Annotated in this window: 15 protein-coding genes; 9 read left to right on the forward strand and 6 right to left on the reverse strand. The window is 52.0% G+C overall.

Translation table 11 applies throughout. From position 1 onward, the window contains the following. The first annotated feature begins 202 nt into the window (after positions 1-202). A complete protein-coding gene (locus tag ACHHV8_RS07855) occupies positions 203-2,029 on the forward strand; it encodes an APC family permease (RefSeq protein ID WP_395157780.1) in 1,827 nt (608 codons plus the stop codon). 63 nt (positions 2,030-2,092) lie between these two features. Here the strand turns inward: ACHHV8_RS07855 and ACHHV8_RS07860 are convergent, their stop codons facing one another. From ACHHV8_RS07860 to ACHHV8_RS07880, 5 genes are all read right to left on the reverse strand, one after another. Then, entirely contained in the window at positions 2,093-3,649 is a 1,557-nt protein-coding gene (locus tag ACHHV8_RS07860) for an ABC-F family ATP-binding cassette domain-containing protein (RefSeq protein WP_395157781.1), read from the reverse strand. A 205-nt stretch (positions 3,650-3,854) separates the two neighbouring features. Further along, positions 3,855-5,264, reverse strand: a complete 1,410-nt coding sequence (locus ACHHV8_RS07865; protein ID WP_395157782.1) for a sensor histidine kinase — start codon at positions 5,262-5,264, stop codon at positions 3,855-3,857. Between the two features lie 3 nt (positions 5,265-5,267). Next, positions 5,268-6,461: a beta-ketoacyl synthase N-terminal-like domain-containing protein gene (locus ACHHV8_RS07870; protein WP_395157783.1), complete on the reverse strand. Its 1,194-nt coding sequence runs from the start codon at positions 6,459-6,461 to the stop codon at positions 5,268-5,270. A gap of 259 nt (positions 6,462-6,720) precedes the next feature. After that, entirely contained in the window at positions 6,721-7,317 is a 597-nt protein-coding gene (locus ACHHV8_RS07875; RefSeq protein WP_395157784.1) for a GerMN domain-containing protein, read from the reverse strand. A 29-nt stretch (positions 7,318-7,346) separates the two neighbouring features. After that, positions 7,347-8,777: an N-acetylmuramoyl-L-alanine amidase gene (locus ACHHV8_RS07880; protein WP_395157785.1), complete on the reverse strand. Its 1,431-nt coding sequence runs from the start codon at positions 8,775-8,777 to the stop codon at positions 7,347-7,349. 393 nt (positions 8,778-9,170) lie between these two features. Between ACHHV8_RS07880 and ACHHV8_RS07885 the strand changes: the two genes are divergently transcribed. From ACHHV8_RS07885 to ACHHV8_RS07920, 8 genes are all read left to right on the forward strand, one after another. After that, positions 9,171-10,145, forward strand: a complete 975-nt coding sequence (locus ACHHV8_RS07885; protein ID WP_395157786.1) for an ABC transporter permease — start codon at positions 9,171-9,173, stop codon at positions 10,143-10,145. Position 10,146: 1 nt separating this feature from the next. Continuing rightward, positions 10,147-11,019 carry a carbohydrate ABC transporter permease gene (locus ACHHV8_RS07890; RefSeq protein ID WP_395157787.1) on the forward strand — a complete coding sequence of 291 codons (873 nt, stop codon included), beginning with the start codon at positions 10,147-10,149 and terminating at the stop codon, positions 11,017-11,019. A gap of 53 nt (positions 11,020-11,072) precedes the next feature. Continuing rightward, positions 11,073-12,059 (forward strand): extracellular solute-binding protein, encoded by a 987-nt coding sequence (locus ACHHV8_RS07895; RefSeq protein WP_395157788.1) that lies wholly within the window; start codon positions 11,073-11,075, stop codon positions 12,057-12,059. 55 nt (positions 12,060-12,114) lie between these two features. Further along, positions 12,115-12,591: a type 2 periplasmic-binding domain-containing protein gene (locus ACHHV8_RS07900; protein WP_395157789.1), complete on the forward strand. Its 477-nt coding sequence runs from the start codon at positions 12,115-12,117 to the stop codon at positions 12,589-12,591. A 121-nt stretch (positions 12,592-12,712) separates the two neighbouring features. After that, positions 12,713-15,085: an AraC family transcriptional regulator gene (locus tag ACHHV8_RS07905; protein WP_395157790.1), complete on the forward strand. Its 2,373-nt coding sequence runs from the start codon at positions 12,713-12,715 to the stop codon at positions 15,083-15,085. Between the two features lie 27 nt (positions 15,086-15,112). Further along, positions 15,113-15,340: a sulfatase-like hydrolase/transferase gene (locus tag ACHHV8_RS07910; RefSeq protein ID WP_395157791.1), complete on the forward strand. Its 228-nt coding sequence runs from the start codon at positions 15,113-15,115 to the stop codon at positions 15,338-15,340. 4 nt (positions 15,341-15,344) lie between these two features. Next, the gene (locus ACHHV8_RS07915) at positions 15,345-15,503 is read left to right on the forward strand and encodes a hypothetical protein (RefSeq protein ID WP_395157792.1); all 159 of its coding nucleotides are present in this window, start codon (positions 15,345-15,347) and stop codon (positions 15,501-15,503) included. Positions 15,504-15,521: 18 nt separating this feature from the next. Continuing rightward, positions 15,522-16,898 (forward strand): sulfatase-like hydrolase/transferase, encoded by a 1,377-nt coding sequence (locus ACHHV8_RS07920; RefSeq protein WP_395157793.1) that lies wholly within the window; start codon positions 15,522-15,524, stop codon positions 16,896-16,898. A gap of 241 nt (positions 16,899-17,139) precedes the next feature. Here the strand turns inward: ACHHV8_RS07920 and ACHHV8_RS07925 are convergent, their stop codons facing one another. Further along, on the reverse strand, positions 17,140-18,339 hold the full coding sequence (locus ACHHV8_RS07925) for an oxalate decarboxylase family bicupin (protein ID WP_395157794.1): 1,200 nt from the start codon (positions 18,337-18,339) through the stop codon (positions 17,140-17,142). Positions 18,340-18,403: the final 64 nt, after the last annotated feature.

Consider the following 18,403-nt stretch of genomic DNA (forward strand, 5'->3'; position numbering starts at 1 on the left):
AATGAGCACAGACTCCGGTTGGGTATCTCCCGAAAGATACCCAACCGGAGTCCCCTGTCATGTAAGGAGTTTCTCAACAAGCCCGGCGGCGCCTCCTCAGCTAGAGGAAGCGCCGTTTTTTTGCGTTCAGGGCAGTTTATCATAACGGGTTTCAATTTCGCGCATAATGGATAATATAAGAAAAAACCGCACGGGGTGGAACATGTACTATACCATCAAGAGACTGCTGCTCGGCCAGCCCTTGAAGTCCAATGAGCTGGGAGAGCAAAAACTGAATAAAACGAAGGCGCTCGCGATTCTCTCGTCCGACGCCTTGTCCTCCGTCGCGTATGGGCCGGAACAGATTCTGATCGTGCTGGTGACCGTCGGCATGGCCGCTTTCTGGTATACCATTCCGATTGCGGTCGGCGTGCTGGTCCTTTTGCTGGCGCTTATTTTATCGTATAGACAGGTCATATTCGCCTACCCTCACGGAGGCGGCGCCTATGTCGTATCCAAAGAAAATCTGGGCGAGAATCCGGGCCTGATCGCAGGCGGCTCGCTGCTCGTGGACTATATTTTGACGGTGGCTGTCAGTATTTCCGCGGGAACCGATGCCATCACGTCGGCCTTTCCGCATCTGCACCACCATAATGTGCTTATCGCGTGTTCGCTCGTCGTTCTGATTACGATTCTGAATTTGCGGGGCTTGACCGAATCGGCCTCCATATTGGCCTACCCGGTGTATTTGTTCGTGCTGGCCCTCGGCATCATGATTGCGGCAGGCTTGGTTCAGATCGCCTCAGGGAAGCTGCCCGCAGACCTGCATGCTCCGATCGGCACCCCGGTAGCCGGTATTTCGTTATTTTTGCTGCTGCGCGCCTTTGCATCCGGCAGCTCGGCTTTGACCGGGGTCGAGGCGATCTCCAACGCCATCCCGAACTTTAAGGACCCCGCGCCCAACAACGCATCGAGAACGTTGGCAGCCATGGGTCTTTTACTGGCGCTTTTATTTTCGGGTATTGTTTTTCTGGCCTATTATGAAGGCATCGTACCGAATGTGCGGGAAACGGTGCTGTCGCAGATCGCTTCGACAACCTTCGGAAGGGGGCTCATGTATTACTTCATCCAGGCGACGACAGCGATGATTCTTGTGCTGGCTGCGAATACCGGATTTTCAGCATTCCCGCTGCTGGCCGTGAATTTGGCGAAGGATAAATATATTGCCCGGATGTTTACCGTACGCGGAGACCGGCTGGGCTACTCGAACGGGATCGTCTTTTTGTCCGCGGCGTCCATTCTGCTTATTATCGTGTTTGAGGGACGTACGGAGCAGCTGATTCCGCTCTATGCGGTGGGCGTGTTTATTCCGTTCACCTTGGCTCAGACCGGCATGATGGTGAAATGGATGAACGATAAGCCGCCCGGCTGGATCATCAAATTATCGATTAACTGTATTGGGGCATTGATCAGCTTTTCTGTCATGTGGATCTTTTTTATTACGAAATTTGCCCAGGTGTGGTCGGTGCTGATCTTTCTACCCTGCATAGTGCTCATCTTTCACCGGATCAAGAAGCATTATCAGGCCGTTGGGGAGCAGCTCAGTCTGAACACCTGCGAGCCTGCCCCGCCTATCGAAGGCAACGTCATTATCGTGCCTGTCGCAGGGATCACCCATGTGGTGGAGAATTCGTTGAACTATGCCAAATCGCTCTCGCCGGACCAGATTATTGCGGTGTATGTTGCGTTTGAAAGAGAGACCGAGAAGCAGTTCGAGGCGAAGTGGAACCAGTGGCAGCCGGACATCCGCCTGGTCACCCTGCATTCCCACTACCGGAGCATTATTCAGCCGTTAACCAAGTTTATCGATACGGTAGCCAATAAGGCGGAAGAATCGAACTTCCGGGTCACGGTCGTCATCCCGCAGTTCATCCCGAAGAAAAGCTGGCACAATGTGCTGCATAACCAGTCCAGCTTGCTGATCCGCACCGTTCTGCTGTACCGCAGAGATATTATCGTTACGACCGTCCCGTTTCATCTGAAAAAATGAGAACGTCAAAAAAGCAGCGGAAGACGCGAAGTCTTCTGCTGCTTTTGTTCATGTAGCCTACTTTTAGAATACTTTGGTTGTCCACGATTCGCAGTTCCAGATGTCCGTCACGATGTCGCGGTAAAATTCCGGTTCATGGGAAATCATCAGAATGCTGCCCTTGTACGTCTTCAATGCGCGCTTCAGCTCATCCTTCGCATCCACATCCAAGTGGTTGGTGGGCTCGTCGAGCACGAGCAGGTTCGTTTCGCGGTTGATCAGCTTGCACAGGCGTACCTTCGCTTTCTCGCCGCCGCTCAGCACGGTAATTTTGCTCTCGATATGCTTGGTCGTCAAACCGCATTTCGCCAGCGCCGCGCGCACCTCGAACTGGGTGAAGGAAGGGAACTCCTGCCAGATTTCTTCGATGCAGGTGTTGTAATTGGCATCTTTCGCTTCCTGCTCGAAATAGCCGATGTTCAGCAGATCGCCGCGCTGGACGGTACCGGACAGCGGGTTGATCTCGCCGAGGATACTGCGGAGGAGCGTCGTTTTACCGATACCGTTCGCGCCGACCAGGGCGATTTTTTGCCCGCGTTCCATGCGCAGATCGAGCGGGCGGGACAGCGGCTCATTGTAGCCGATGACGAGATCCTTTGTTTCAAAAATCAGCTTGCCGGACGTTCGCCCTTCCTTGAAGTTGAACTGCGGCTTCGGCTTCTCCTTGGCCAGCTCGATCACATCCATTTTGTCGAGCTTCTTCTGCCTGGACATCGCCATATTCCGCGTCGCGACGCTCGCTTTATTCCGCGCAACGAAGTCCTTCAGATCGGCAATCTCCTGCTGCTGGCGCTTATAGGCCGATTCCAGCTGCTGCTTTTTCATATCATATACTTGGAGGAAATAGTCATAGTCGCCGACATAGCGGTTCAATTCCTGGTTCTCCATATGATAAATCAGGTTAATGACGCTGTTCAGGAAGGGAATATCATGCGAGATCAGAATGAACGCATTCTCGTATTCCTGCAGGTAACGCTTCAACCATTCGATATGCTGCTCGTCCAAATAGTTCGTCGGCTCGTCCAGCAGTAAAATGTCCGGCTTCTCAAGCAGCAGCTTGGCCAGGAGCACCTTCGTCCGCTGCCCGCCGCTCAGGTCGTTGACGTCCTTATCCAGACCGATATCGGTCAGCCCGAGACCTCGCGCCGTTTCCTCAATCTTCGCATCGATCAAATAAAAATCCTGACTCGTCAGCGTGTCCTGGATCGTCCCGACATCCTCCAGCAGCTGTTCGAGCTCCTCGGGGGAAACGTCGCCCATCCGGCCGTACATATCGTTCATCTCTTGCTCCATATCGAACAGATATTGGAAGGCTCCCTTCAGCACGTCGCGGATCGTCATGCCTTTGCTCAGCACGGCATGCTGATCGAGATATCCGACACGCATCCGCTTGGACCATTCGATCTTGCCGTCGTCCGGCTGCAGCTTGCCTGTAATGATGTTCATGAAAGTGGACTTGCCCTCGCCGTTGGCGCCGACAAGACCGATATGCTCGCCCTTGAGCAGGCGGAAGGAGACATCGTTGAAGATGGCCCGATCCCCGAAGCCGTGGCTCAAATGTTCTACGTTTAATATGCTCATGCTATAACACCTTTTCCCTTTAACTATATTTCTCGCTTTATTATAAGCTACAAGGGCGGAACAACTCAATGAGGGAATGCAAAACGGGAGGATTCACCATGAAACAGCAAAAGAACACCTCTTGTACGCGCGGCCGTCCTTGCGGCATCAGGCGTGAAAAAGGTGTTTGTTTTGCTGCCGGGAAAGTTGAATATCCCAGCATAGCTTAAGGACTGACGATCCGCTCGTAGTAGATGACCGGGATCGTGACTTTCATCTCGGTTCCCTTGTCGCTGCTTTTGACGATTTCGATGCTGCCTCCATGGGAATTCAAGATCCGCTGGCAGATCGACAGGCCGAGTCCCATTCCGGTTTCCTTGGTCGTGTGGAACGGGGTGAAGATTTGACTCCACCGCTCCTCCGGGATGCCCGATCCGGTATCGTTGAAGAAAATGTTGATATCGTTGCTGTTGCTGGTCACTCGAATTTTAATCTGCCGCAGCTCTTTGCCTTCCATCGCATCGATGCTGTTGTTAATCAGGTTAATGAATACCTGCCTGATTTTATCCTTGTCGACCCGGGCGATCGTCGGCTTTCCTTTCTTGAGCTCGATAGCGACGTCTTTTTCCTTTGCCTTAATTGAGGTCAGTACCATAGCTTCCTGAATAATCTCAATGATGTCGGTTTCTTCCGTGCTGATTTTCCCGCTCTTGATGAATTCGTTATAGTTCAGCACCACACTGTTCATGTGCGCGCCGGCCATTTGAATCTGACTGACCATCCCCTGTGCTTTGCTATCCAGCTCCTCGTATCGGGCCAGCAGCTCTGAATACCCTTTCATAATTGTCAGCGGATTCCGGATCTCATGAATCAATCCGGAGGTCGTAATCTCGATCTGTTCTTCCTGTTCTTTTCGCTTCAGAATCTTGTTGGATTCTTTAAACATCTTGGTGTTCATATGTACGAAGGTGAAGAAAATGAAGATGGAGAAGATCATGACGGCGATTTGGCTGGAATAAATAAACGTGCTCGCCTGCAGGTTCATGACACCGACGGAATAGGTCAACAAGAAGGTGAGACTGAACAGAGTCAGAAACAATTTCACATAGTTATCGACAACCTTACGGCTCGCAAGCAGCGTCAATAAAATACTGACGATCAGCAGCTTGATATGGTTGGCAAACAAGCCGCTCCATTCGCCATAGATCGGGTAGAGGACGTTTATATTCTCATAGCCTTTGATCTTGTCCAGGCCCAGGACGCCAAGGTCGCTCCAGTTAATGATATAGACAAACAATGACCAACAATAGTAAGCGGCCAGCGTATATTTGTTAATGATCCATTTAAGCCAGTTGCCGTTTTCTTTAGTCAAATATTTGATAGCCACATAGCCCACGTACAAAAAAGCCGGCGGAAGCATGATAGACCCGATCCTAAGAAGCCTGAACATGAAGAAGATCACATCCTGGCTGAACAGATCGAGACTGTATAGGAAGCTTACGTCCAACTGCCACAGACTTATAAAAATCATAAACATGATCATGGCATTCGTCATTTTTGTCTTAATCATGATCTTACTGGACATCCCAAGAAACAGCGGCACCAGGGACATAGCCGCCATGAGTATAAAACTCATACGTTAACCTTCTTTCGACACCACGATAGTATTATTATTTCCACCGTAGCCATGGGAAGTGACAGCAACGGATTGAATGTCGCGGGACAGCGTCTCCTTAACGATATTCAAATGCTCGTAGCCGGCAAAATCACTATGTATGGTCGGCGGAATAAATTGTTGCTCCAAGCTGATTAAAGAAGATATAAGCTGTACGACGCCGGATGCGGCAAATGCATGACCGACCATTCCCTTAATGGAGGTAATGGGGGTCGAGGCTCCAAGCAGACGGAGATGGTTCTTCGCTTCGTTGGCATCCTGGATGCCGAGCCCAAGCGCCAGGCTATTCGTATAGGTAATCTGCTGATTGCCTACCGCCTGCACCATCGTTTCGTATAACCGGTCTCCGTGCATATTCATTTGATGTATATTTACTCCGTCATTATTGGCAGCCGCTCCCGTAATATACCCGTAAACGGTTTTATTTTGAAGCTTGGCGATTTGCTCCGATTCCAGCACGACGATCGCAGCGCCTTCGGAGATTACGAAGGTATTGCCGTTTCGGGAAAAAGGGTTCCCGGTCTCGCCGATACCGGCATTAAATTTAATGGCTCGCTGTTTAGCAAAGCTCGCTATGGCTGCGTTGCACAGGGGCGTTTCCGCAGCGCCGGCAATGCAAACGTCGATTACGCCGTTTTCAATTAAAGTCTTCCCTAACAATACGGCATCTGAGCCGGAAGAACAACCGTTTGTTAGCGTAAATACCCAATTTCCTTCCCCGAAGCCGAAATAATTGGCGACTCCTGACGATAAACTATGTATATTCGTTAATCCGGCATTAAGCACGCTTATTTTACGATAGTCGTTATTTTGGTAAAGCTGGTTGCAGTGCTCGATTTCGGGCAGGCTGGAGGTGGAGGTTCCCAGGATGACGGCGATCCGTGCGCCGGACTTGACGAGCCGCGCGCGTTCGACCGCTTCCTTGGCTGCCGCTATGGCGAGCAGGGCCGCTCTTGGATAGCCGCGCAGCTCCCTCTCCGAAGCTTCTTCCAGCTCTTCGTCAATGATTCCGCAAACAAGGCTTTCTTGACGGGGGCCCAGACCAGGGACGATCGAGTGTGTACAAGTTCCGTTTCTCAACAATTGCTCGAATTGAAGACTATTCTGAACTTTTGGCAGCCTGATTCCAAAACCGGTGATGACCGACTTGTTATTCACTTGGGTAATCCCCTTTATCATAGATTTATATCCTAATATTATTTTAATATCTTTTCTACAAATTCCAACGTTTTTTTACAAGATTCCATAAGGGAATAGAAAGAAAAGTTCATTTTTTTGAACGGATGATCCAATTTCTTCTATTTGTAGAAGGCCATGCAAAAAAAGCAGCCTGCCGTTGTTCCGGCAGGCTGCTTTTTTCCTGATTATAGATTGATAGAGTCCTAGACGCTAGGCCGCCAGCAGGAATACAGTTGGCCTACATAGGTCGCTTGATCGGATGGGGCAGTTCCATATGACCCATTAACGATTCTTCAGGCTTTCCGTCCACCAGAATATCGATGGCGCCGACTTCCGGGAACTGGAACAACGTTTTCTTCAACGCCTCGAGCAGCATCTGCTCGCCGGGGGCGCCCAGACGGCCCTCAGCGGAAAGCGTTACGTTTACGGTCAGCGTGCCGTCCTTCAATACGGCAGATTTGAAGCCGAGTGCGGCGGCCAACGGTACCAGACCGCTGTCCGCAGGCGCTTTCTTCAAGGTCCAGAGCGCCGTAGTATATTTGTCCTTCTCTTCTTTGTAGTTGATCGCGACTTGCCGCTCTACCAGCATGGTTTGCTGCTCGTCTCCATAATAAGCTTTAATTTCGCTGTGAATGGCGTCATTTGACTGATTGGGTTGACCTTCCGCCGCATCCTTGGCATTGGAAGCAGGCGTCGTCTTGCTGCTGTCAGCCGGAGGGGGAGCGGACGGGCTCTCCTGGGACGACGGGCCGCTTAAAGGCTTCTGCCCGCAGCCGGACAAGGCCAGAGCGACGGCTCCGATCAGAACGATTCCGCGCAGCGTCATTTTTTGCATCGAATCCACCACCTTTAACTGTTGCTTCCTTACGGAATTTGAAGCTGTTCTTTGATGCCTGCGACGATGGCAGCCGCTACCTTGTTCTGGAAGGCCTCGTCAAACATCGTCGCGCTTTCCGTCGGATTGGAAAGGAAGCCTACCTCAAGCAGGATGGCCGGCATATTAGTTATCTTTACCACGCGGTACGCCTCTTGACGCACGCCGCGGTCGGCAAAGCCGGTAGCCGGCGCCAAATGCTTATGCATGACGTTGGCAAAGTCGATGCTGTCGGACTTGTAATAATACGTTTCCGTGCCTGTGGAAGAGGCGATGTAACTGTTGCCGTGAATGGAAACGAATAGATCGGCATGCAGATCATTGGCGAACTTGCCCCGGTCATCAAGCGGCACGAACGTATCGTCATTGCGCGTCATATAAGGCTCGATCTGGGATTCCTGCTGGAGCAGATTGTATACCTTAAGCCCCATAGCAAGATTGAATTCTTTCTCATCGCGTCCGATGGCCGCTCTGGCGCCCGGGTCCTGATCTCCGTGTCCGGGATCGATCACGACCTTGTACTTGCCGCTGCCGCCTTTACTGCCGCCGCCCTGCTGGAGCACGCCGACTAACGCAGCGGTTTGCAGCCCGGATTCCCAGCTTAGGCTGGCGGATCCTTTCATATCCAGTACGATCCGTACCGTATAGGGCTGGATATTGAACTGCGAGTAACGGACGGTGGAGACGTACACGCTGCTTGACACCGTGCTGCCGCTTTTGGAGGACGCGTCACTGAAGAGCGCCGGGTCCAGCACGGCATTCGGGATGTCCACGACGATCCGCTCGGGCCCGTGCAGCGGGAATACCGTTGGGCTGAGCTTGCCGGAGTCCGCCGTAATTTGAAGCTGTGAGTCGGTCATGGCGATGGATTTAATGACGGGAACGAGATTTCCGTTCGCATCCGTCGCCGGCTTGTCCGCCGAATCGCCCGTATCTTGCGGGGGATGAACGGTTTCCGTAGGATCGGCGCCGCCGGACGGCGTCTCCGTCAAATAGACGGCACGGGTCACGTCGTCCCAGTTTACGTCGATGCCCATATTCTCCGCGATGAAGCGGACGGGGAGCAGCGTATTGCCCGCGATCAGGACGGGAGCGGCATCGAGCTTCTGCTTGACGCCGTTAATCGAAGCCGCAGGCTGGTCGATTACCATCGTGATCTTGGTTTCTTTCTTCGTAATCGTCACCTGGCGGGCTTTCTGGTTCCATTCGACCTTCGAGCCGAGCTCTTCGGCAATAATGCGGACCGGCACCATCGTGACGTCTTTAATAATCCGGGGGGCTACCTCGGGCTTTAATTGTTTACCGTTAAAAAATAATGGGACGCCGGCGTCGGAGTCCTGCGGATTCGCAAACGCCAGGGCCGGGAGCAGTAGGGCAATTAGCAGCAGGGATAATAATGTCGTAACAAGCCTCAACTTCATCGTTCACCTCTAAAAATAAATAATCATAGGGGATCTCGCTCGATCCGCCGTTGGTCTGCGCTTTGGGAAATCGGCTTCAATGACTGGGGTCAGTTCTTTCGTATGTACTCTTGGTTAGACAGCAAAACCCCCTTTTCGACAGTGTACAAACCATTAGACTCCGCAGCATGGAGAATGTTGCATTTTTCCAGCCGATAATTTTGAAATTGAGTCTATGGGCACAGTCGGGCTGCAGAACGGCATCGGTTTATACCGGAAAAAAACGTGCGGAAAAAAAGTATAAGCCGATAAAAAGTGCAATCCTTCGCGGTTGTTCGGAGGAGAAATGTGTTATTGCCGGCAATCGGACCGGCTTCTATGATGGGCATATATTCACACAGAAGGAGGACAGCTATGGCAGGCGGCATCATGAAGCAAACCGGCTTGGCAGGGCAGAGCGAAGTGAAGGAAAGCGGCAGCAAACGAGGAGGTGTACTTCAATCCTTTAAGCGGGATAAATATTTGTATTTGCTTGCGGTTCCGGGAGTCTTGTATTTTCTAATATTTAAGTACGTGCCCATGTGGGGCATCAGCATTGCCTTCAAGGATTTCTCGCCGTATCAGGGAATTTGGAACAGTCCCTGGGTAGGGCTTGAGCATTTTGAACGTTTTTTTTCAAATCCCGATTTTATTCATCTTTTTCGGAATACTTTGGCGATCAGCCTGATGAATCTTTTCTTTTATTTCCCGCTTCCCATCTTGCTTGCCATTTTATTGAACGAATTGAAGAACGAGCTGTTTAAGAAGCTGATTCAAACGATTGTGTACATGCCCCATTTCTTGTCTTGGGTCATCATTGCAGGGATTAGCTTTCTGCTGTTGTCCCACTCGGAAGGAATCATTAACAAGCTTTTGACGGCAGCGGGCTATGCGCAGATCGATTTTCTGACGAATCCCAACCTGTTCTGGCTCATTCTGACCGTTCAAAATATTTGGAAGGATGCGGGCTGGGGGACGATTCTGTTCTTGGCGGCGATCGCGGGCATCGATCCGCAGCTGTATGAAGCCGCTAAGATGGACGGGGCAGGGCGGTTCCGCCAAATGTGGCATATTACGCTGCCTTCGATTCGAAACGTCATCGTCATTTTATTGATCCTTCGCATCGGTCACATGATGGATGTAGGGCTTGAGCAGGTGCTGCTGATGATGAACGGCGCCGTATCGGATGTGGCCGATGTGTTCGACACGTACGTGTTCAGGGTAGGCATACAGCAGGGAGAGTTCAGCTACAGCACGGCTATCGGACTGTTCAAGTCCATGACGGGACTGGTTCTGGTGGTCATCGCCAACAAGTTTGCCAAAAAACTGGGCGAGGAGGGAGTGTATTAAAATGAACACATCATGGAACGACCGCACTTTCACCGCCGCTAATGCAGGATTGCTGACTCTGATCGGACTCGTCACTATTTTTCCGCTGTACTATGTGTTTGTAGTATCGTTTACTTCGGCGCAGGAGTATATGACCAAAGGGTTCGTACTGTTTCCGCAATCCTGGAGCTTGATCTCGTACCAGTATATTTTCTCCACGAAAGCATTCGTCAACGCGATTGGCGTCAGCGGATTTTTGGCGACGGCCGGCACGCTGATTTCCCTGCTGTTGACCTCCAGCTTCTCTTATACCTTATCGAGGAAAAGACTGAAGGGGCGCAAAACGCTGATGGTGCTGGTTCTTATCACAACTCTGTTTCAAGCGGGCATTATTCCCGACTATTTGCTGGTAAAGCAGCTCGGGCTGATAAACAGCTTATGGGCTTTGATTGTCCCGGTAATGACCAGCGGATGGTACGTACTGCTGATGAAGGGCTTCTACGACAGTATTCCGGATGCGCTGCAGGAGGCGGCCTCCATCGATGGATGCAACGAGATTGGCGTGTGGGTTAAAATTATTTTGCCTTTATCCATACCGTCGATGGTTGCCTTCGGATTGTTTTTTGCGGTGGGATACTGGAATACGTTCTTTAATGCCATGCTGTATATTAATAACAGCCACAATTGGCCGCTGCAAATGCTGCTGCGCAACATGATCGTGGATTCTTCGACTTCGATGGGGGGCTCAATGGCTATGGGGAATGACCTCCAGCTGCCTGCCGAAACGATCAAAATGGCTGCCGTTGTCGTTGCGACGGTGCCGATTTTGCTGGTATATCCGTTTCTTCAAAAGCATTTTGCCAAGGGAGCCATGATCGGCTCGATTAAAGAATAAATCAAATTCCATTTTATTATAAACGGTAAAGACATACGGAAGGGGTATTTCAATTGAAAAAGCAAAGCGTGTTGGCGTTATCTTGTTTCATCGGTTTATCGGGGGTGCTTGCCGCCTGCGGCAGCCAAAAGGAAGAGGGTGCGGGTGGCAAGGATGCGGCCGGGAAGCCGGTTGAAATCAGCATCATGTCGGATTATTACAGTCCGGAGCCGCCGAGCGAGCAGGACCCGATCCGCCAGGAGATCGAGAAACGAACGAATACAAAGCTGAATATTACCTGGGTGTCGGCCAACAATTATACGGATAAAACGAACGTGACGCTCGCTTCGGGCGATTTGCCCGAGCTTATGCTGCTGCGCGATCCTTATCAGGCGCAAATCCGGAAGATGGCGGATCAAGGCGCGTTCTGGGATCTGACTCCCTACCTGAAGGACTATAAGAATTTGAGCGCTTACCCGAAGGAGAGCTGGACAAACACTAGCTTGAACGGTAAAAATTACGGTATTCCTTTCGTGCGTCCGCTTTACGGAACCGAAGGCATGCCGATCGTCCGCAAGGATTGGCTCGACAATTTGGGCTTGAAGACGCCTGCAAACCTGGATGACATGTACAAGGTCATGAAAGCTTTTACTGAGCAGGATCCGGACGGGAACGGCAAGAAAGACACGATCGGCTTGACCGCTTCCGTGGCTCAATACAATATGGGCAATCTCGGCTGGGTAGAGAATGTGATGAACGGCAACTACGGCAAGTGGAAGGAGAAGGACGGCAAGCTGATCGATTTGACGTTCGAGCAGGGGACGCGGGATGCCTTGGTATGGCTGAACAAGGTATATAAGGAAGGACTGCTGGCAGCCGATTTTCCTACGCTGAAATCGTCTCAAGTGCGGGAGAACATAACCGCCGGCAAAGCGGGGATTTTGACCGAGGCGATCAAGCCGACATGGCTGTTGACCGGACAGATGCGCTCGGCGAATCCGAAGGCGGACCTGCTGGCTCTATCTTATCTGGAACGGACCGCAGGGCAAATATGCCCCTAAAGGCAGCGGAGCCTATGGATTCTGGGTCATTCCCAAGTCCGTATCCGAGGAGAAAATGAAGCAGATTCTGGCCTTTATGGATTATGGCGCTTCGGAAGAAGGCAGTGTAATGGCGAATTTCGGGTTTAAAGACGAGCATTACACCGTGCAGGACGGCATGTACCTGTTCACGGAAAAGGCCAAGGCCTACACGGGCGTTATCTTCCCGATTTTCCAAAGCAACGACAAGTACGCTTTCGCGTATCAAACGGGCATTCCTGCGGACTTCCTGAAACGGAACATGTCCATTATCGACGAGCTGTCCAAAGTGGCCAAGGGCGATCCGTCCGTAGGCTTGACATCGGAAACCTATAATAAGGTCGGAGTCGATTACGATAAAAGAACGCAGGATTTGAAGATCAAAATTATTCTTGGACGCGAGCCGCTGGAGGCTTGGGATACGTATGTGGCGGGACTTAAAAACGATGCCCAATATCAAAAAATCATCGCGGAAATGAACGAGGATTATCAGAAGCGGCAAGGAGGCAAGTAACCTTCCGGCGAAGCGGGGCTAAAGATCGTTCACTGGGGGGCATGGTGACTTCCCAAGCGGAATGTTAAAATGGATTTCGTCTTCAGCCAGATTATTTCAAACAAAGAGGAGTAAGACCCAGGTGAATAGATGGAAGCCCTCACTTCGCGGCATCAGCAAGCAGAGCTTGTTTCAAAAACGTTTATACCGAAAAAGCCTGATAGCCATTTTATTGGCTATCTGTCTGCCGACCATTATCGTAGGCAGCGGAGTGAAATGGATCGGAACCAAGCAGCTGCAGGACATGGTGCTTACCTCGCGCAATCATCAGGTGGTGCAGTCGGCGCAGCGTGTGGACGATTCTTTGTCTTATTTGGAAAAAGCAGCTACACAGTGGGCATTCAACCGGGAATTCGGCATGAAGCTGAAAACGCTCGAGACCAGCTATGATTTTGAATTTATTCGTAATATTTATACCGACTTACTGCTCCTTAAAGAATCTAATCCTTTAATTGAGCAGGTCTATTTATACCTGGATCGTCCCTCCGTCGCGTTCTCGGACAGCAGCGGCACGATAGAGCTGAACGCAGCGGACAAGTCCCCGTTTCATACGCTTTTGAGTAACGGCAATTCCGCGTTTTGGCTGTCTGCTTTTCGAACGGCAGCTCACCCGGGCAAAGAGCTTCCAGCTCTTGTGTTTCAGCTGCCCGCGGAAAGCGCAGAGCCTTTTGGCGCGCTGGTCGTCTATTTGAATCCGGCTCAGGTGACGCAAATGCTGAACGGCGCTACCTTGGATGAGAACGGAGCTGCTTTTCTGGTCAATGAGCAGGGCAATCCGGTTGGCAGCTCCATGACCGCCGCATCGCCCCCTCAAGCGGTGCAGGCTTCCGTGCTGAATCAAATTCATATACGGAAGAAGGCCAGCGGCTCCTTCGTCTATGATACAGAACAGGGACATTACTCGGTTTCTTATGCTTCATTCAAAAGGCTGGGCAAGAGCTGGACTTACATGACGATCGATTCGCTGGATAAATTAAATTCCCCGGTGATTGCCGCATCGAATTTCGTCTATGCGATTGGATTTATCGGCTTACTGATCTGCATTGCTGCGGCATTGATCGTATCCCGTAAGCTTTATCAGCCTATTCAAGGGCTGTTAAAGGTGTTTAGAGCAAATCCGGGAACGAACCCCGAGACTTCGGATGAGATTGAATTCATCACCGAGCAGTGGCAGCGGCTGAACTTTGAAAGCCGCACGCTTGAGCAGCGTCTGCAGGATCAGCTCCCGACGATGAAGGAAGGATTCTTTCTGCAGCTGCTGCAGGGCCGCTTTCAATCGTCCAAACGCTCACAGCTTGAGGAACGGATGGAATGGTTCGGCTGGGACACGGGAAATCTTGGGTATGCCGTATTCGGTATTCAGTTCCACGGCGCAAGTCAGGCGAACGCCAGATTCCGGGAAGGCGATCAAGAGCTTATTTCCTTTGCCGCGGTGAACATTACAGAAGAGGTCATGAAAGAAAGCCCGTTCAAAAGCGAAATTATTAATTTGCACGATCAGTCTGTCAGTGTTCTGCTGGGTTGTCCTCTATACGATCCGTTCGATGAAAGGACGGAGGAGCTTTACCGGCTGGCCGAGCGGCTTGTCGGTGCGCTTCAGCGTTTTCTTCAATTGAATACGACCGTATCGATCAGCAAAATGGTGGCTTCCGTCATCGAAATTCCGCAAGCCTGGGATGAAGTGAATCGTATAGTCCGGTACAGGGATTTGAATGAATCCAGACAGGTTATTAATGCGGAGGATTTCCACTCCCTGGAAAGCAACGCGGTTCGTTATCCCTTCGCGGCGGAAATGGACATCCTGCAGGCGATTCGCAGCGCGGACGAGAAGGAAGCCTACCGTGCCTTAGAGCAGTTTTGTCTTGAATTGAAACGCAATACGACGAAGGAATATGTGTTCCAGCAAGGCGTGCTCCAGCTGTTCGGCAACCTGCAGTTCGGATTTCTGAAGGCGGGCTACAATCCGTTCGAGACAGATTCATTCGACCTGCGCGAGGAGCTTGCGCGAAAGACGGAAACGTCCGAAATTGTAAGCTTGTTTAACGAACACGTCATCCGGCGATATATCGAGAGAGTCGTGCAGGATTCGGAGAAGCAGGACGTTCGGCTGAAGCATGCGATCGACTCCATTGTCGAGTCCATCCACACCAGATATGATGCCGATCTCTCGCTCGATTTGTTTGCCGAAGAACATAATGTCACTTCTTTGACGCTGAGTAAGTCGTTTAAAAAGCAGACCGGCGTGAATTTTATTCAGTATTTAACGGAGGTCCGGCTCCGCAAGGCCAAAGAGCTGCTTGCCGAGACAGATTACCGGATCAATGACATTGCCGAAATGGTAGGCTATCAGCCGACTTATTTTAACCGGATTTTCAAAAAGTCCGAGGGCATCACGCCAAGCCAATACCGTGACTTGACTTTAGTGGAGGCACCAACTGCCTCCGAGGAGGAATAAAATAAGGATTCGGAAGGAGAGGACAGGATGAAGGCTGTTATGGTAATGTTCGATTCCTTGAACAGGCATATGCTTCCTCCTTACGGCTGCGGCTGGATTGAAGCGCCGAACTTTCAAAGATTGGCCGAGCGGTCCGTTACGTTCGACAGGTGTTATTCGGGCAGTCTGCCCTGCATGCCTGCACGCAGGGATTTGCAGACGGGCAGGTACAGCTTTTTGCACCGCAGCTGGTGTACCGCTGGAGCCGTTCGATGATTCCATGGCTGAATTGTTGAAGGAGAACGGAGTTTACACTCATCTGACGACGGATCATAATCATTATTTCGAGGATGGAGGAGCGGCTTATCATACCCGCTACAATTCATGGGAATTCGCCAGAGGCCAGGAAGGAGACCCCTGGAAAGGCGAGGTGAAGTAACCGGATATTCCGGAAACCTTGAGCGGGAGGAAGCTGGGCAGCCTGTGGCGCCAGGATTGGGTGAACCGCCGGTACCTGGACGCGGAGGAGAAGCAGCCGCTTGCGGTAACCGTAAACAGAGGCATTGAGTTTATCGAACGCAACCATCAAGAAGACCGGTGGTTTTTGCAGATCGAAGCCTTTGATCCGCATGAGCCTTTTTTCACGCAGCAGAAGTATAAGGATTTGTACCCGCATGCGTATGAGGGGCGTCATTGGGACTGGCCCGATTACGGGAAAGTGAAGCAGCAGCCGGAGGAGCTGCAGCATCTTGTCTACGAATACGCATCCCTGGTAAGTATGTGCGACCATTATCTGGGCAGGGTGCTGGATACGTTCGATCGCCTGGAGCTGTGGAAGGATACGCTTCTTATTGTGAACACGGACCACGGCTTTTTACTCGGCGAGCACCGCTGGCTAGGAAAAAACATACAGCCGATGTACAACGAAATCGTACATATTCCGCTGTTTATTTGGGACCCCCGCTGCGCGGAGGCCAATCGGCGCTCCGCTCAGCTGGTGCAGACGATTGACCTTGCCCCGACGCTGCTTGAATATTTCGGGGTAGAGCTCCCTCAGGATATGCAGGGCAGACCGATAAAGGCATCGTCCGACGCCGAAGCGGGCGCGAGAGCGGCGGCGCTTTTCGGGATTCACGGCGGTCACGTCAATTGTACGGACGGGCGCTATGTGTATATGCGGGCGCCGAAGACTATGGATAACGGTCCGTTGTACGAATACACTTTGATGCCGTCTCATATGCACAACCGGTTTAAGCCGAGTGAATTCGAAGGGATGGAGCTTGCAGGACCGTTTCGGTTTACAAAGAGTACCCAGGTGATGAAGTTAAAAGGAAGCACCTACCTGAATCCTTATTATTATGGGCACCTGTTATTTGACTTGGAGCAGGGCCCGTTCCAGGAGAATCCGATCGATCATCCTGAGATCGAACGGCGGATGATCCGGCTGCTGGCCCGGCTGATGCAGGAGCACGACGCGCCGCCCGAGCAGTTCGAACGGCTGGGTATTCCCGCAGACGGAATGGTTACGGAAGCGGAGCTTCAACAGGAAAAGGAACTAAGACGCAGGCAGAGAAACGTTGAGCTGGGTCTGGGGGAAAGCTGGACGGAGCAGGCGAGGGATGCGTTCTTCGCGCTGCAATGTTGTGCTCCCGCGGAGAGCAGAACGCAGCTGCCGGTGCAGTTCGTTTCTTTCCTCGGCCAAGGGACGGAACCGCATCAGCGGGGAGCAGGTATTCGAATTTGCCGAAGCCTTATTCGGTGCCGAAGCTCCAGTCACCCGGGCTGTTCAGTCTGCACTGCTGTAGCGAAGGATACGGCAGGGGATAACCAATAACAAGTCCGACGTACGACTATGTGCGGATGAATGCTGCTTATCGGGTAGCGAAGAACTTAAGTACAACCAATAACAAAGTCCGGGCGGCTGCCCGGACTTTGTTGCATCATGCTGCGCCGGCCGTTGACGGGAGGGCGCCCATATGGCATTGCAGTCTGCCTGCTGATCCGCGATGCTGCAGCAATTCGGCTGTTTGGCCGGGCTGTCAAACGCCCGTGTCGGGCTGGCTCGCTTGTACCGCTTACTTGGGATAGTAGGTATAGGGAGGATATTTCACGACCGGCGATTTGGTCTTATGCAGCGCGTCGGTCAATTCGGGACCGACCTTGAGATTGCTCTGCACGAGCTGCTGGGGCGACAGCGCCATCCATTGATTCAGCGAGACATCCTCGAAGCGGTCGGCCTTGAACATTTCGAGAAACCACAGCGGCTCGGTGCCGGTATTCTGGATGTAATGGCCGAATGCAAACGGAACATAGCCGACATCTCCGGCACGGTAATCAAAGGTCCGTGCTGCGCCGTTGCCTGCAAACACGGTCATCCGTCCCTGGCCTGTCAGGTAATACTGCCATTCGTCGTTATTGGGATGCCAATGCAGCTCCCGCATGCCCCCGGGTTCGATTTCGACAAGCGCGGCGGCAACCGTTTTGCTGATGGGGAAATTGGTGGAATCCACGATGCGCACGCTTCCTCCGGAGGTTTTGACCGGCGGCTGAGCCAGCAGCTCATATTTAAAGCTAAGCGGTACGGTACCCTGCGGGGACGCGACTTCCTGACTGGCGAGAGAGCCGGGTACGGTATCTTGATAGATATACACTTGCTGCGACGGAATGGAGGCGAAGGCGCTCTCCGGCACGCCGAAGTTCGCCGACAGCACATCCTTCGGCGTATGCGCGAACCAGTCCGAGATCGACAGCGTGTTCAAATCGGAGAAGCTGCCGTCGTCGAAGACCAGGAGAAATTCGCAGCCTCCCTCCAGGCCTTGAATGGAATGAGGAACACCGGGAGGAAAATACCACAGATCGCCGGGGCCGACATCGGCAAGAAAATTACGTCCGTTCTGGTTCACGGCGGAAATCCGCGCGCGGCCCCATATCATGTAAGACCATTCGGCCTGCTGATGCCAATGCAGCTCGCGGACCCCGCCGGGCGTGAGGCTCATATTGACGCCTGCAAGCGTCTTGGCGATAGGCAGCTCCCGCACCGTGATTTCCCTGGACCATCCGCCGTAGTTCAGCTGCATATGCGTATCGGAAAAGGAGAATCGCAGGTTGGCGACCAGCCCCGCATCTGTAATCGGCGGCACCAGCATGTCAGGATTCTCCATGTCCCTCATCACGTCGCGGGGGCCCTTATCGATGAAGCCCTCGCCGTTTTTCCGGATCGGCTGCGGAATTTCGGGATTTAAGCTTTGATTCTCATTCCGTTTCGGCTTCTCCATGCCACTAGACAGCTCCTTTCTTGAGACAATATACTCGGAACAGTTATTTTCAATATACAAAAGG

It is taken from the genome of Paenibacillus sp. TAB_01 (genome assembly GCF_043945595.1).
Classification (GTDB): Bacteria; Bacillota; Bacilli; order Paenibacillales; family NBRC-103111; genus Paenibacillus_S.